At 74.3% G+C, this 14,572-nt stretch carries 14 protein-coding genes; 7 read left to right on the forward strand and 7 right to left on the reverse strand.

Features of this window, described 5'->3' with window-relative positions; all coding sequences use genetic code 11:
- Positions 1 to 75: 75 nt before the first annotated feature.
- Positions 76 to 762 carry a TetR/AcrR family transcriptional regulator gene (locus SCNRRL3882_RS03710; RefSeq protein ID WP_010043742.1) on the reverse strand — a complete coding sequence of 229 codons (687 nt, stop codon included), beginning with the start codon at positions 760 to 762 and terminating at the stop codon, positions 76 to 78.
- Between the two features lie 130 nt (positions 763 to 892).
- Between SCNRRL3882_RS03710 and SCNRRL3882_RS03715 the strand changes: the two genes are divergently transcribed.
- Complete coding sequence (locus SCNRRL3882_RS03715; protein WP_010043741.1) at positions 893 to 1,456, forward strand: NAD(P)H-dependent oxidoreductase; 564 nt, start codon at positions 893 to 895, stop codon at positions 1,454 to 1,456.
- 82 nt (positions 1,457 to 1,538) lie between these two features.
- Here SCNRRL3882_RS03715 and SCNRRL3882_RS03720 read toward each other — a convergent pair whose 3' ends face one another.
- From SCNRRL3882_RS03720 to SCNRRL3882_RS03735, 4 genes are read right to left on the reverse strand one after another with little or no spacing between them, the layout of a single operon-like run.
- Positions 1,539 to 2,675: an XdhC family protein gene (locus SCNRRL3882_RS03720; protein ID WP_010043740.1), complete on the reverse strand. Its 1,137-nt coding sequence runs from the start codon at positions 2,673 to 2,675 to the stop codon at positions 1,539 to 1,541.
- On the reverse strand, positions 2,668 to 4,782 hold the full coding sequence (locus tag SCNRRL3882_RS03725) for a xanthine dehydrogenase family protein molybdopterin-binding subunit (RefSeq protein WP_010043737.1): 2,115 nt from the start codon (positions 4,780 to 4,782) through the stop codon (positions 2,668 to 2,670). Before SCNRRL3882_RS03725 ends, SCNRRL3882_RS03720 begins: the two co-directional genes overlap by 8 nt.
- Positions 4,779 to 5,771: an FAD binding domain-containing protein gene (locus SCNRRL3882_RS03730; RefSeq protein ID WP_010043736.1), complete on the reverse strand. Its 993-nt coding sequence runs from the start codon at positions 5,769 to 5,771 to the stop codon at positions 4,779 to 4,781. Before SCNRRL3882_RS03730 ends, SCNRRL3882_RS03725 begins: the two co-directional genes overlap by 4 nt.
- Positions 5,768 to 6,310: a (2Fe-2S)-binding protein gene (locus SCNRRL3882_RS03735; protein WP_010043734.1), complete on the reverse strand. Its 543-nt coding sequence runs from the start codon at positions 6,308 to 6,310 to the stop codon at positions 5,768 to 5,770. The genes SCNRRL3882_RS03730 and SCNRRL3882_RS03735 overlap by 4 nt, the downstream gene beginning before the upstream one ends.
- 239 nt (positions 6,311 to 6,549) lie before the next feature.
- Here SCNRRL3882_RS03735 and SCNRRL3882_RS03740 point away from each other — a divergent pair, with 239 nt between their 5' ends.
- Positions 6,550 to 7,128, forward strand: a complete 579-nt coding sequence (locus SCNRRL3882_RS03740) for a TetR/AcrR family transcriptional regulator (RefSeq protein WP_010043732.1) — start codon at positions 6,550 to 6,552, stop codon at positions 7,126 to 7,128.
- Positions 7,129 to 7,196: 68 nt separating this feature from the next.
- On the opposite strand, the gene SCNRRL3882_RS03745 is transcribed toward SCNRRL3882_RS03740, so the two are convergent.
- Entirely contained in the window at positions 7,197 to 8,102 is a 906-nt protein-coding gene (locus tag SCNRRL3882_RS03745; RefSeq protein WP_040903663.1) for a LysR family transcriptional regulator, read from the reverse strand.
- Between the two features lie 117 nt (positions 8,103 to 8,219).
- Here SCNRRL3882_RS03745 and SCNRRL3882_RS03750 point away from each other — a divergent pair, with 117 nt between their 5' ends.
- On the forward strand, positions 8,220 to 8,450 hold the full coding sequence (locus SCNRRL3882_RS03750; protein ID WP_010043727.1) for a hypothetical protein: 231 nt from the start codon (positions 8,220 to 8,222) through the stop codon (positions 8,448 to 8,450).
- Between the two features lie 3 nt (positions 8,451 to 8,453).
- Here SCNRRL3882_RS03750 and SCNRRL3882_RS03755 read toward each other — a convergent pair whose 3' ends face one another.
- On the reverse strand, positions 8,454 to 9,440 hold the full coding sequence (locus SCNRRL3882_RS03755; protein WP_010043724.1) for an ArsR/SmtB family transcription factor: 987 nt from the start codon (positions 9,438 to 9,440) through the stop codon (positions 8,454 to 8,456).
- A gap of 56 nt (positions 9,441 to 9,496) precedes the next feature.
- Between SCNRRL3882_RS03755 and SCNRRL3882_RS03760 the strand changes: the two genes are divergently transcribed.
- The 4 genes from SCNRRL3882_RS03760 (at position 9,497) to SCNRRL3882_RS03775 (ending at position 14,568) form a co-directional block, all read left to right on the forward strand.
- Entirely contained in the window at positions 9,497 to 10,798 is a 1,302-nt protein-coding gene (locus SCNRRL3882_RS03760) for an MFS transporter (RefSeq protein WP_050810284.1), read from the forward strand.
- A complete protein-coding gene (locus SCNRRL3882_RS03765) occupies positions 10,795 to 11,769 on the forward strand; it encodes an alpha/beta hydrolase (protein WP_010043722.1) in 975 nt (324 codons plus the stop codon). The genes SCNRRL3882_RS03760 and SCNRRL3882_RS03765 overlap by 4 nt, the downstream gene beginning before the upstream one ends.
- A 177-nt stretch (positions 11,770 to 11,946) precedes the next feature.
- Entirely contained in the window at positions 11,947 to 13,272 is a 1,326-nt protein-coding gene (locus SCNRRL3882_RS42365) for a helix-turn-helix domain-containing protein (RefSeq protein WP_010043721.1), read from the forward strand.
- A 105-nt stretch (positions 13,273 to 13,377) separates the two neighbouring features.
- Positions 13,378 to 14,568 carry a CaiB/BaiF CoA transferase family protein gene (locus SCNRRL3882_RS03775; RefSeq protein ID WP_010043720.1) on the forward strand — a complete coding sequence of 397 codons (1,191 nt, stop codon included), beginning with the start codon at positions 13,378 to 13,380 and terminating at the stop codon, positions 14,566 to 14,568.
- The last annotated feature ends 4 nt before the right edge of the window (positions 14,569 to 14,572 follow it).

Here is a 14,572-nt window from a genome sequence, read left to right on the forward strand (position 1 = left end):
AGAAGCCCCAATGCGCCTGTCGGGCGGGGGAGTTGTGAGGAAGCCGTGAGCGGTCACGGAGCCCCGGACGCGGGCTCAGCCGCCCGTGGCCGTGCCCGTCACCCGGTCGACGAGGTCGACCCAGGCGTCCTCCAGGCGCTCCAGGGATATCCCGCACTGTCGGGTCAAGTGGTGGATCAGGGCGGGGTCGAGCTGGCCCATCAGGGTGTGGGAGAGCAGCTCGCAGTCCGCTTCCGGGACGGCCTGCCGCAGCAGCATGACCACGTGGTGGCGCAGCACCCGGCGGGGCGGGGAGGTGAAGCGCCGGCTGGCGCCCGGCTCGGCCGCCAGCTGCAGCTCCAGTTCGTCGGTCGAGCGGCGCAGCATCGCGCGGCCGAAGGCGCGCAGCCGCTCCACGGGCGGCGCTCCGGGTCCGAGCGGCGGCGGCCCGGCCAGGAACGCGGCCTGGAACTTCTTCTCGGAGTGGTCGAGCAGCGCCGTCAGCAGACCGGTGCGGTCGCCGAACCGGCGGAAGACCGTGCCCTTGCCCACGCAGGCCTCGGCGGCCACCGCCTCCATCGTGACGGCGTCCGCGCCGCGCTCCGCCACCAGCCGCGCGGCGGCCTCCAGCAGCCGGGCCCGGTTGCGCGCGGCGTCGGCCCGCAGGCACGGCTCGCCGGGCTCCAGGACGGTGCCCAGCTGGAGCAGCTCCGGATGGCCGACGGACTCCGGATGGCCGACGGACTCCTGGGGCGTCGGGAAGGGCGGCGGGACGGTGGACATGAAGCCAGCGTAAAGCATCGGGAACACAACTGGACCGCGGTCCGGTTAGGATGCTAGAACATTAAACGGACCCCGGTCCGGATCGTAACGGCAGTGTTTCGGAGCCGTCCTTCACTACGTGGGAGTCACCATGTCTGTTCGTATCCTCGCCCTCGTCGGCAGCCTTCGCGCCGGTTCGCACAACCGCCAGCTCGCCGAGGCCGCCGTCAAGCTCGCCCCCGAGGGTGCGGAGGTGGAGCTGTTCGAGGGGCTGGCCGAGATCCCCTTCTACAACGAGGACATCGACGTCGAGGGCACCGTTCCGGCCGCCGCCGCGAAGCTGCGCGAGGCCGCGAACGCCGCCGACGGCCTGATCCTGTTCACGCCCGAGTACAACGGCACCATCCCGGCCGTCCTGAAGAACGCCATCGACTGGCTGTCCCGCCCCTACGGCGCCGGTGCCCTCAGCGGCAAGCCGGTCGCCGTGGTCGGCACCGCGTTCGGCCAGTACGGCGGCGTCTGGGCGCACGACGAGACCCGCAAGTCCGTGGGCGTGGCCGGCGGCAAGGTGCTGGAGGACGTCAAGCTGTCCATCCCCGGCTCGGTGACCCGCTTCGCGGAGACGCACCCGGCCGACGACGCCGAGGTCGCCGCGCAGCTGACCGAGGTCATCGCCCGTCTGCACGGCCACGCCGCGGAGCCGGCCGCTGCCTGACCCGCTCGCGTGCGGTGCCACAGAGGGGCCGAGGCCGTCGCCGGCCGCGGCCCCTCCGGCATGTCGTCGGCGAGGTCGCCGCTCAGACCGGTTGCGGCAACGGCCCGGCCGCCCGCTCGTCCCGGTGGATCGGGGTGTCCGCACCGGTGAGCGGTCGGCCCGTGCCGCCGTGTCTCGCGGCGACGATCTCGGCCGCGATCGACAAGGCGGTCTCCTCGGGCGTGCGGGCGCCCAGGTCGAGGCCGATGGGTGACCTGAGCCGGGCCAGCTCGCGCTCGCTCACGCCCGCTTCCCGAAGCCGCCGGTTGCGGTCCTCATGGGTACGGCGGGAGCCCATGGCGCCGACGTAGGCGACGGGCAGCCGCAGGGCTTCGGTCAGCAGGGGGACGTCGAACTTGGCGTCGTGGGTGAGCACGCACAGTACGGTCCGGGCATCCGTGTCCGTGCCCGCCAGGTAGCGGTGGGGCCAGTCGACGACGATCTCGTCGGCGTCGGGGAAGCGGACCCGGGTGGCGAAGACGGGGCGGGCGTCGCAGACGGTGACGTGGTAGCCGAGGAACTTGCCCGCGCGTACGAGGGCGGCGGCGAAGTCGATCGCGCCGAAGACGATCATGCGCGGCGGCGGGACGGCCGACTCGACGAGCAGGGTGACACCGCCCGGGCAGTGCGAGCCGTCCTCCGAGACCTCGACCGTGCCGGTGCGGCCGGCGTCCAGCAGGGCGCGGGCCTGGGCGATCGCCGTGCGGTCCAGGTCGGGGTGGCCGCCGAGGCCGCCTTCGTGGGTGCGGTCGGGGCGGACGAGCACCGCCCGGCCGAGGAGGTCGGCCGGGCCGTGCACCACTCGGGCCAGAGCGACCGGCTCGCCGTCGGCGGCGGCCGACAGCGCGGTGGCCTCGGCCGTCCGGCCGGAGTCGTACGGGGTGACCATGATGTCGATCGTTCCGCCGCAGGTCAGTCCGACCGCGAAGGCGTCCTCGTCGCTGTAGCCGAACCGCTCGATGCGGGTCTGCCTGTCCTGGAGGGCTTGGAGGCACAGGTCGTACACGGCTCCCTCGACGCACCCTCCGGAGACCGAGCCGATGGCCGTGCCGTCGGCGGAGACGGCCAGGGCGGCGCCGGGAGGGCGCGGGGCGCTGCCGCCGACCGCCACGACGGTGGCGACGGCGAAGTCCCGGCCCTCCTCGGCCCATGCGTGCAGGTGCCCGGCGAGGTCAAGCATCGCCGTCGGCCATCAGGACACGGTCGGGGCGGATGGGCAGGTGCCGGTGGCGGACGCCGGTCGCGTGCCACACGGCGTTGGCGACCGCCGCCGCGGCACCCACGATGCCGATCTCGCCGATGCCCTTGATGCCGACCGGGTCGTCCGGGTCGGGATCGTCGACCCAGTCGGCCTCGACGTGCGGGATGTCGGCGTGCGCGGCGACGTGGTAGCCCGCGAGGTCGGCGCCGTAGACGCCGCCCGTGGCCCGGTCCCGGACGGCTTCCTCGTGCAGGGCCATCGAGATGCCCCAGATCATGCCGCCGACGAGCTGGTTGCGGGCGGTGAGCGGGTTGACGATCCGGCCGGCCGCGAAGATGCCCAGCATGCGGCGCACCCGGACCTCACCGGTGGCCGGGTCGACGGCGACCTCGGCGAACTGCGCCCCGAAGGAGTGTCGTTCCTTCTGGGCCAGGGCGCCGATGGCCTCGGCCGTGTTCGACCGTACGGTGATGCCCTCCGGCGGAATGTCGGCGCCCGGCGCGAGGCTCTGCCGCAGCTCCTCGGCGGCGGCCGTGACGGCCCATGCCCAGGAGCGGGTGCCCGTCGAGCCGCCCGCGATCATCGCCGGACCGAGGTCGCTGTCCCCGATGCGCACGCGGACGCGATCCGTCGGCACTCCCAGCGCGTCGGCGGCGACCAGCGTGAGCGCGGTGCGGGCGCCGGTGCCGATGTCCGCGGCGTTGATCCCGACCGTGAAGGTGCCGTCCGCCTCCGCGGTGACGGCCGCCGTGGAGGGCATGGCTCCGGCGGGGAAGGAGGCGGCGGCGGTGCCGGTGCCGAGCAGCCAGCGGCCGTCGCGGCGCACTCCGGGCCGCGGGTCCCGGTCGGCCCAGCCGAACCTGCGGGCGCCTTCCCGGAAGCAGGCGATCAGGTTGCGGCTGCTGAACGGCAGCCCGGACACCGGGCCCACCGCGGGCTCGTTGCGCAGGCGCAGCTCGATCGGGTCGATGCCGCAGCGCTCGGCGAGTTCGTCGAGCGCCGACTCCAGCGCGAAGGAGCCGGGGGCCTCCCCGGGGGCGCGCATCCAGGTCGGGGTCGGCACGTCGAGCCGCACGATCCGGCTGGCCGTGTGATGCGCGTCCGCGTCGTACATCGCCCGGCTCGCGGCGGCGCTCGGCTCCACGAACTCGTGCACGGACGAGGTCATGTTCAGGGACTGGTGCTCCAGGGCACGCAGCCGCCCGTCCGCGTCGGCGCCGAGCCTGACCCGCTGGGCCGTGGGGCTGCGGTAGCCGGCGAGTGAGAACATCTGCCGGCGGGTCATGACGACCCTGACCGGGCGCTGCAGGACGGTCGCGGCCAACACGGCGGCCACCTGGTGCGCACGGACGCCCTTGCTGCCGAAGCCGCCTCCGACGTGCTCGGAGCGCACCCGTACGGAAGCGGGGTCGAGGGAGAACAGGTTCGCGAGCTCGCCGGCGACCCAGCTGGTGCCCTGGTTGGAGTCGACGACCTCCAGCCGGCCGCCCTCCCACAGGGCCGTGGCGGCGTGCGGCTCCATCGGGTTGTGGTGCTCCTCCGGAGTGGTGTACTGCGCGTCCACCACGACGGCGGAGGAGGCGAGTCGGGCCTCCAGGTCGCCCTTCTCCATGACGCCCGGCGCATGGCCGTCGACCGGATACGCCTCGGCCTGCCGCTCGGCGGAGAACGCGACGTCGTGCGGCTCCTGGTCGTACGTCACGACGAGGGCCTCGGCGGCCTCCCTGGCCTGCTCGGACGTCTCGGCGACGACCAGCGCCACCGGCCAGCCCATGTGGACGACCCGGTCGTTCTGGAAGAGGGCGACGCTCGGGTCCGGCGGCACGCCCAGCAGGCCGACGTAGTCGTTGTCGACGCGTGGGGCGTTGTGGTGGTGGAGCACGGTGAGCACGCCGGGCATCCGCAGTACCGCCTCGGTGTCCAGGGCGCGGATGCGGCCACGGGCGACGGTGGACAGGACCAGCCAGCCGTGGGCGAGTTCGGCGAAGGGGATCTCGGCGGCGTAGCGGGCGGCTCCGGTGACCTTGTCGCGGCCTTCGACGCGGGTGTGCGCCGTGCCGACGGAGCCCTTGGTCGCGGTGGTCATCGGGCGGCCTCCTCGGCGAGTTCGCCGAGCACGGCCACGACGAGGTTGCGCATCAGGGTCACCTTGTATCCGTTGTGGGGCAGCGGTTCGGCGTGGGCCAGTTCGGTGTCCGCGGCGGCCGCGAAGTTCTCCGCGTCGGCCGGGGCCCCGATCAGGGCGCGTTCGGCCGTGCGGGCCCGCCAGGGGCGGGACGCGACCGCCCCGAAGGCCAGGCGGACGTCCTGTACGAGGCCGTCCCGGACGTCGAGGGCGGCGGCGATGGAGCCGATGGCGAAGGCGTACGAGGCGCGCTCACGCACCTTGCGGTAGCGGGAGTGGGCGGCGACCGGGGTGGGCGGCAGCGTGACGGCGGTGATCAGCGCACCCGGCGGCAGGGCCGTCTCCAGGTGCGGGGTCTCGCCCACGGGCAGGTAGAAGTCGGCGAGCGGCAACTCCCCCGGCCCGTCCGCCGTTTCGTAGGACACGACGGCGTCGAAGGCGGCGAGCGCCACGCCCATGTCGGAGGGGTGCGTGGCCACGCAGTGGCCGGAGGCTCCGAGGATGGCGTGGTTGTGGTGCTCGCCGGTGAGGGCGGGGCAGCCGCTGCCGGGGTCGCGTTTGTTGCAGGCCGAGGTGACGTCGGCGAAGTAGCCGCAGCGCGTGCGCTGGAGCAGGTTGCCGCCGACGGTGGCCATGTTGCGCAGCTGCCCGGAGGCGCCGGCCAGCACCGCCTGCGCCAAGGCCGGGTAGTGCGACCGGACTTCGGGGTGCGCGGCGAGGTCACTGTTGGTGACGGTCGCACCGATGCGCAGGCCGCCGTCACCGGTCGGCTCGATGCGGTTCAGGGGCAGTTCGCGGACGTCGACGAGCCGGGCGGGCCGCTCGACGCCGGTCTTCATCAGGTCGACGAGGTTGGTGCCGCCGCCCAGGAAACGGGCTTCCCCGTCGCCGTCGAGCAGCGCCACGGCGCCGGAGACGTCGTAGGCGCGCTGGTAGCCGAACTCCCTCATGCCGCCGCTCCCTTGGCCTCGGCGGCCCGGGCCACGGCCTGGACGATCGACACGTACGCGCCGCAGCGGCACAGGTTGCCGCTCATCCGCTCCCGGATCTCCTCCGGCGTCAGGGGTGGCGGTCCCGCCTCGGGCCGTATGTCGTCGGTGGCGGCGCTGGGCCAGCCCGCCGCGTGTTCCTCGATCAGGGCGATGGCCGAGCAGATCTGCCCCGGCGTGCAGTAACCGCACTGGAAACCGTCGAGGTCGAGGAAGGCCTGCTGCACCGGGTGCAGTTGATCACCGTCGGCCACGCCCTCGATGGTGGTGATCTCACGCCCCTCGGCCGCCACCGCGAGCTGGAGGCAGGACACGGCCCGGCGGCCGTCGACCAGGACCGTACAGGCGCCGCACTGCCCCTGGTCACAGCCCTTCTTCGTGCCGGTCAGGTCCAGGCGCTCGCGCAGGGCGTCCAGGAGGGTGGTGCGGTGGTCGACGGTCAGCGTGTACTTCTCGCCGTTGACGGACAGGGTGAGGTCGCTGGACGTCGATGGGGGCATGGAAGCCTTCTTTCTCACGTCGCACGGTCAGGCGGCAGGGGTCGTGGGTGGCGGGGCTGGTTCGCAACGGTGCAGGATGCGGGGCGGGTCTGCTGCGGCGCGGCCGTCGCGGGCTGTCCGCGCGGACGTCCCGCCGATACGATGGAGCAAGCGGACAGTTGTCCGTTACCCGGAAACGTAACGGACAACTGTCCGCTTAACAAGGGCCGGGTTTCGGCCAAGGACCGCGAGGAGGGCGAGTGCCGCAGAAGAAGGACGCTCCTCTGCGCTCGGACGCGCAACGCAACCGCGAGCGCATCCTGGAGGTCGCGCTGGTCGAACTGACGCGTGCGGCGGACGCCCCACTGAGCGCGATCGCCAAGAAGGCGGGGGTCGGGCAGGGGACCTTCTACCGACACTTCCCGAGCCGTGAGGCGCTCGTCATGGAGATCTACCGGCACGAGATGCAGCAGGTCGCCGACACGGCGGCGCCGCTGCTGGAGAGCCGGGAGCCGGACCGGGCGCTGCGCGAGTGGCTGGACCGCTGCGCGCAGTTCGCCATGACGAAGGCCGGTCTGGCCGACGCCCTCCGGCAGGCCACCGGCGCGCCGGGAAAGCCGGCGAAGCCGGCCCCCACGCCGCTGACCGAGGCGGCCGAACTCCTCCTGCGCGCCAATGAGAAGGCCGGCACCATCCGCCCCGGAGTCACCGCGGACGACCTCTTCCTCGCCGTCGGCGGTCTCTGGACGATCGCCCCCCACACGGACTGGCAACCACGCGCCAACCGCCTGCTGGACCTCGTCATGGACGCGCTGCGAGTGGGGGCGCCCGGTGCCTGACCATTGCCGTCCGCGGGTGCGTGGGGGCTGTTCGCGCGGTTCCCCGCGCCCCTGAGCCGCCCAGCGTTTCAGGCGACGGCCGTGGCAGCCAGTTCTCGTAGTTCCCGCAGGGCCGTCGCCACCGCCGGGCGGGCGTGGCCGCCGCCGCGGGTGCAGGTCAGGAGCTTGCGGTGGGGGTTGCCTTCGCAGCGGACCCGGGTGATCGGCAGGTGCGGCGTCAGATGGGCGAGGCGCGGGACGAGGGCGACGCCGAGCCGGTGGGCGACGAGGTGGGCGGCGACGTTCCAGTCGAGGGCGTGATGGACGACGTCGGGGGTGAAACCGGCCGCCCCGCAGGCGGACAGGACGTGCGGGCGGCAGGCGCTCTCCTCCACCGGTGCGATCCACGCCTCGTGTGCCGCCTCGGCGAGATCGACCCGGGCCCGTCCGGCCAGCCGGTGCCCGTCGGGGACGACCAGGTCGAACGGGTCGTCGAGCAACGGCTGCTGGTCGAACCGCGTGTCGCTCAGCGGGGGGTTGTGCGGGGTCGACTCGACGATCGCCAGGTCGATGTCACCCTCGAAGAGGAGGTCGAAGCTCTCCGGGACGCCCGCCTCGGTGATCCGCACGGACAGCCGCGGGTGCCGCTCCCCCAGCCGGGCCGCCATCGGCGCCAGCAGCACCGAGACGGCCACGGGGAAGCCCGTCACCCGCAGCACCCCGGACGGCGCCCCGTGATCCGCCCGCAGATCGAGTTCCGCCTGGTCCCAGCGGGCCTGGATGGCGTCGGCGTGCGCGAGCAGGCTCTCGGCGGCCGGAGTCAGCCGGACCCCGCGCCCCTGCGGCTCCAGCAGGTCGACACCCAGGTCACGGGCGAGCTGCCGGATCTGCTGGGAGGCGGCGGACGGGGTGAAGTGCAGGGCTCGGGCGGCCGCGGTGACCGTGCCGTAGTGGGCGACCGCCCTCAGGACATGCAGTCGGCGCAGGTCAATCATGAAGTCCACGCTTCACAATGCACTCCACAAAGTCAACCTGGACGTGTACGGAGGCTCCGGCGCACCCTGGCTGTGTCACGACGGTCAACCAGCCATGACGTACGAGGAGTCAGAGACATGACCTGCACCACCGGCACCGTCTGCCCGCACTGCGGCTGGCCGGACGGCGGCGAGCCGTTCCAGGTGCTGTCCCGGCACGCCACCGCGACGGGCCGCACGGAATGGACGCGCTGCGGATGCGGCTCGCTCCAGGTCCGGGTCGTCGACGGCTGCGGCCTGCGCGTCGTCTCGCGCAGCAGGCCCCCGTCGGGGTCGGCTCCGGCTCAGTCGGGCACGGCGAACCGCTGAGGCTCAGGCCCTGCCGTGCTGTGCCAGCTGCTCCCCCAGCGGGCTGCGCCGGTAGAGGACGCGGCGGCCGTCGCGGGTGCGGGTGACCAGGCCCGTCCCGTGCAGGACGCGCAGATGCTGGGACACGGCGCTCGGGGTCACACCGAGGCGCCGGGCCAGCTCCACCGTCGGCAGGGGCTCGGCCAGCAGCCGCAGCAGCGTGCTGCGGGGCGCGCCGAGCAGGGCCGCCAGGGCGGGGGCGCCGGGCTCGGGCTCCGGTTCCCACAGGGTGGCGGCGCCCCGGCCGGGGTAGGCGAGCATCGGCGGTTCCGCGGCGCTGACCGGGGGCGCCGGCTGGTGCGCGAACAGGGACGGCACCAGGCGCAGGCCGCGTCCGGAGCCGTCCACGTGGTGGCGGCCGCGCATCCGGTCGACGTGCAGGACACCGTCGTCCCAGCGCAGGTTGCGGTGCAGGTCGGCGAAGAGCAGCCGGGCACCGCCGGTGGCCAGCTGCCGTGCCCGGTGCGTGATGTCGGCCTCCAGCACGAGCCGCATCCGTGGCCAGTACGGCAGCAGCGCCGACTCCCAGTAGCACCGCAGGAGTTCGCACAGCTCCTCCACCAGCTCCGCGACGGGAGCGTCACCGGGAGAGGTGACCGCCCGCAGGGCAGGCGGCAGGGGCCTCGGCGCGTGGGCCGCGAGCAGGTCACGGCGGACGGTCGGCGCGGGGGTGGCGCGTACGACGGTCAGCTGCTCGTCGAGGGTGGGCGCGAAGGACGCCGGTCTGGGGGTCAGGAAGTCGGGCAGGGCCAGGGTGTCCCCCACCAGGGCCGCGAGCAGCCGCGCGTCGGCCGGGTCGAGCTTCCGGAGCACGGCGGCGCGCCACCGGACGTGCAGGGGATAGAGGGCGGGGGCACGCAGGGCGCGCAGGCTGCCCATCACCTCACGCAGGGGCGAGATCGCGAAGCGGGTGTCGGCGAGGTCCTCGGCGTCGAGCCGGAAGCTGATCATTAAGGCCCCCGCTACATCCTTTGGCAACCGCCCTGCCATGGCGTGGACTTCGGCCCATGACGGATCACGATCAACGGCAGCCTACCGCGCACCCCGGCGCGAGTCCCCGGGTGATCCTGGCCCTGGCGCTCGTCTGCGGCGCGGCCGTGGGCAATGTCTACTTCCCGCAGGCCCTCAGCCCGCTGATCGCGTCCGGGCTGCACGTCTCGCCCGACGCGGCCGCCGGCGTCGTCACCGCGACGCAGTTCGGCTACGCGGCCGGGATCTGTCTTCTCGTCCCGCTCGGTGACCGCCTCCCGTACCGCCCGCTGCTGGTCACCCTCCTCACGCTCACCGGCCTCGGGCTGTTCGCGGCGAGTGCCGCGCCGGGGCTGGTGCCGCTGGTCGTCGCCAGTGCCCTGGTGGGGGTGACGACGGTGGCGGCCCCGCTCGCCGGGCCGCTGGCGGCCGGTCTGGTATCAGAGGAGCGGCGCGGCGTGACCGGCGGCACCCTGCTGAGCGGCTCCCTCGCGGGCATGCTGCTGTCGCGCACCGTCGGCGGCGCGCTCGGCGACCTGCTCGGCTGGCGGGCACCGTACGTCCTGGCCGCCGTGCTGTCCCTGGCGGTGGCCGCGCTGTCGGCGCGCCTGCTTCCGCGAACGTCCCCGCCCTCCTCCCAGGGCTGTGTCGCGCTCCTGGCCGAGCCGCTGCGGCTGCTGCGCACCGAACCCGGTCTGCGCCGCTCCTGCCTGTACCAGGCCCTGGTGTTCGCCGGTTTCTCCGCGGTGTGGACCGGTGTGGCCCTGCTGCTCACCGGCCCGGCATACGGCATGGGTGCGGGGGCCGTGGGACTGCTCGCCCTGGTCAACGCAGTCACCATGGTGTGCACGCCGGTCGCGGGCCGCCAGGTCGACCGGCGGGGGCCGGACGCGGTCAACCGGGTGTGCTTCCTGGTGGTGGGCGCCTCGGCCGCGGTGCTGGCGCTGGGCGGTCTCGGCGGCGTGGCGGGGATGACGGCCCTGGTCGTGGGCACGCTGCTGCTCGACGTCGGCATGCAGTCCGGGATGGTCGCCAACACGGTGCGGATCCAGGCGCTGCGCGCCGAGGTGCGCAGCCGGCTCACCACCGCCTACATGACCTGCGCGTATCTTGGTGGCGCCGTCGGCTCGTGGCTGGGCACGCGAGCGTACGGCCGCTTCGGGTGGCCCGGGGTGTGCGCGCTGGTCGCGGCGCTCACGGCCGTGGCCCTCGCCCGCCACCGGGGCGCCACCCGCCGGACGGCGGCGAGGTTCCGCCGGACGGCGGCGCCCGGGTCCGGCGCGGCGGGACCGACCATGGCCGCACGAGCCGCCGCGACCTCGCGTGAGGAGACGTCATGACACACGTTCCGCCCCCGTTCGACCCGGAACTCGCCGCAGCCCTGGAGCTGATCAAGGACATGATCAGCCCGGGTCTCACCCTGGACGAGATCGCCGAGGTGCGCCAGGGCCCGGGCATCCAGCTGCTGGCCGATCTGGACCTGACGATGGGCGGGACGTTCGAGGTGGAGGACCGGCAGGTGCCCGGGCCGCAGGGCGAGCCCGACATCTCGCTGCTGATCTGCCGGCCGACCGTTCCGGCGACCGCCCTGGCACGGCCCGTCATCTGCCACGTGCACGGCGGCGGCCTGGTCATCGGGAACAACCGGGTCGGCGTGGACGTCCCGCTGGCGTGGGCGCAGGCGCTGGACGCGGTGGTGGTGTCGGTGGAGTACCGGCTGGCGCCGGAGCATCCGTATCCCGCGCAGATCGAGGACGTGTACGCCGGTCTGCTGTGGACGGCGGACCACGCCGCCGAGCTCGGTGCCGACCCCGAGCGGATCGTCATCGCGGGCGGCAGCGCGGGCGGTGGGCTGTGCGCGGCCCTGGCCCTGCTCACGCGGGACCGCAAGGGGCCGCAGCCGGTCGGGCAGGTCCTGATGTGCCCGATGCTCGACGACCGCAACGACACGCCGTCGACGTACCAGATGGCGGGCCTCGGGGTGTGGGACCGCACCGCCAACGAGACCGGCTGGACGGCGCTGCTGGGCTCGCGGCGCGGCGGCCCCGACGTACCGGCGTACGCGGCACCGGCCCGTGCCGAGGACCTGACCGGGCTGCCCCCGGCGTTCCTCGACGTCGGCTCCGCGGAGACCTTCCGGGACGAGGTCGTCGCCTACGCGTCACGCATCTGGCAGGCCGGCGGGGTGGCCGAGCTGCACGTCTGGCCCGGCGGTTTCCACGGTTTCGACGGCTTCGCACCCCAGGCGGCGCTCTCCCGGTCGGCCCGGGCGGCGCACGTGGACTGGCTGCGGAGACTGCTGGGCGCGTGACGGGCCGAGGGTCCGGCCGGCCGCGTACGGGACCCGCCCCGGCTCACCTCCTGCTCCTGCCCGGGCCCTGCTGACCGTCCCCGGAGGGTCTTCCACCGGCGCCGGCCACGACGGAGCCTCGGGCAGCCACCCGCACGCGGGGGCCCGCTCGGCGGCCGCATGCCGCACCATGGGCCTATGAAAGAGCTGGCCGGGCGCCTGACCGCGCTCGATCCGGATGCCGGTGCGGCGGTCCGGGTCATCGCCTACTTCGACCGTCTGGCCGAGTCCAGGGCCGGTGTCGAGGCACTCGTACGCGCTGCCGCCGTACTGTCCGGCTGCCCGGCCCGGCTGGTGGACCCCGAACGCCGCGTGCACGTACGTGTGGAGCCGGACGGCGTCCGCCGAGACACGGATGAGCCACCGGACCCCCGCTGGCCCTCCGCGCGGCTGTCGCCGGACGGCACGGCGACCCTCTGGCTGGAGCGGGCCGGGGTGGCGTCCGGCGTTGTGGACGCGGACCTCGGCGGGTCGGCGCCTCGCACCCTGACAGCGGACCGCACCGACACCGGCCGTGGCGGGGCGGCGTCCTACGCCGTGGACGGGGACCGACCCGGGGTGGCGCCCCGCGGGGGCGACACCGGCCGCACGGGGCCGGCGTCCGGTGGCCTGGCAACGGACCGCGCCGGGGCGGCAGCCGGCGTGGGCGACACCGACCGTACGGGGTCGGCGTCCGGCGCCTCGAAGGCGGACCGCGGGGCGGCGTCTCAAGCGGTCGGCACCGGCCGTGCCGGGGCGGTGGCGTCCCGTGTCGGCGGCGCCGGGCCCTCCCGGGTCGCCCCCAGCGTGGTCGACGCGGTGATTCTCGAGCGGGCCGCCGGTGTCCTGCGGCTCGTTCTCGACCGTACCCGCGGGCGGGCCCCGGCCGACGATCCCGCGCTGGTCGAGACCCTGCTCGACGGCACGGCCCCGGAAGCGGCCCGGCTGCATGCCGCCCGCCGTCTCGGTCTGGACACCTCGGTTCCGGCCCGGGCCCTGGCCCCGCTGAACGAGCGGCCACGGGTCGTACCCGCCGGGACGCAGGCCGACGCAGTCGGACGGCTCGGCGTCGGACCTGCCGTGCCCGTGCTCGAACTCCCCCGGTCGTGGACCGAGGCCCGTACCGCCCTGCGGTTCACCGCCGAGGGCACCCCGCAGGACCCCGGGCCGCGAGTCGTGTACGCCGAGGAACTGGGCGGCATCGCCCTCCTCGCCGATCTCGTCGTACCAGGCGCCGAACCGCCGCCCGACGTCCGTGCCCTGGAGACGGCCGCGGCGACCACGCCCTGGCTGTCGGCGACTCTGCACGCGGTCGCGTCCACGGCGAGCTTGCGGGCGGCCGCCTCCGAGATCAACGTCCACCACTCGACGCTGCAGGACCGGCTGGCCCACGCCGAGCACCTGCTCGGCTGGCCGGTGCGCACCCCGCAGGGCCGCCTCCGGCTGCAACTGGCGCTGGCGATGCGGCACCTTGCCCGGCCGTAGGACCTGTCGTTCGGATCGGATCGCGGACGCGGGGCCGTGCCGCCGCCGTCCGGCTGGGAGAGACTGTCCGGGCGCCGTACGGTACGAGGTTCAGGAGCATGAGGCATGAGCGTGCAGCGGTATCCCCTGGCCGGGGTCACGGTGGTCAGCCTGGAGCAGGCCGTGGCCGCGCCCTACGCCACCCGGCAGCTCGCCGACCTCGGCGCCCGTGTCATCAAGGTGGAGCGGCCGGGCGGCGGCGACTTCGCCCGCCGGTACGACACGACCGTGCACGGCCACTCCAGCTATTTCGTGTGGCTCAACCGCTCCAAGGAGTCCCTCACCCTGGACCTCAAGGACCCACGGGGCCGCGAGATCCTGAACGAACTCCTCGACGGGGCCGACGTGTTCGTCCAGAACCTCGCCCCGGGCGCCGCCGGCCGGCTCGGTCTGGACACCGCCACCGTCACCGGCCGCCGCCCCGGTCTGATCCCGTGCACGATATCCGGCTGGGGCACGACCGGCCCCTGGGCCGACCGCAAGGCGTACGACCTGCTCGTGCAGTGCCAGACCGGGCTGGTGTCCCTGACGGGAACCCCCGAGGGGACCGCCCGGACCGGAATCTCCGTCGCCGACATCGCCGCCGGGATGTACGCCTACAGCGGCATCCTCACCGCCCTGTACACCCGCGCCGTCACCGGCGAGGCCCACCCGGTGGAGGTGTCCCTGTTCGAGGCGCTGGCGGAGTGGATGGGCCAGCCCGCGTACTACACCCGGCACGGCGGCACCCAGCCCCCGCGCCTCGGCACCCAGCACGCCACCATCGCGCCGTACGGGACGTACGAGGCCGCCGACGGCAAGGAGGTGCTGTTCTCCATCCAGAACGAACGGGAGTGGGCGGCCCTGTGCGCCGAGTTCCTCGGCCGGCCGGAGCTGGTCGGCGACCCGCGGTTCGCCACCGCCTCCGACCGGGTCGCCCACCGCGACGAGCTCAACGCGATCGTCGCCGCCCGCTTCGCCCGCACCGGTTCCGACGAGATCCTCAAGGACCTGGAGGCCATCGGCATCGCCTGTGCCGGGGTCAACGACGTCGCCGCGTTCCTGGACCACCCGGTGCTGGCCGCCCGCGGCCGCTGGACCGAGGTCGGGGTGCCGGGCGGCACGGTTCAGGCCCTGCTCCCGCCGGCCGACCTCGCGGGCCTGCCCGCCCGGATGGACCCCGTACCGGCGGTCGGCGAGCACACCGGGGCGATCCTCGCCGAGCTGGGCCGCAGCGACGAGGAGGTGTCGGCCCTGCGCGCGGACGGCGTCGTCTGACGCG

The sequence above is a fragment of the Streptomyces chartreusis NRRL 3882 genome (genome assembly GCF_900236475.1).
Classification (GTDB): domain Bacteria; phylum Actinomycetota; class Actinomycetes; order Streptomycetales; family Streptomycetaceae; genus Streptomyces; species Streptomyces chartreusis_D.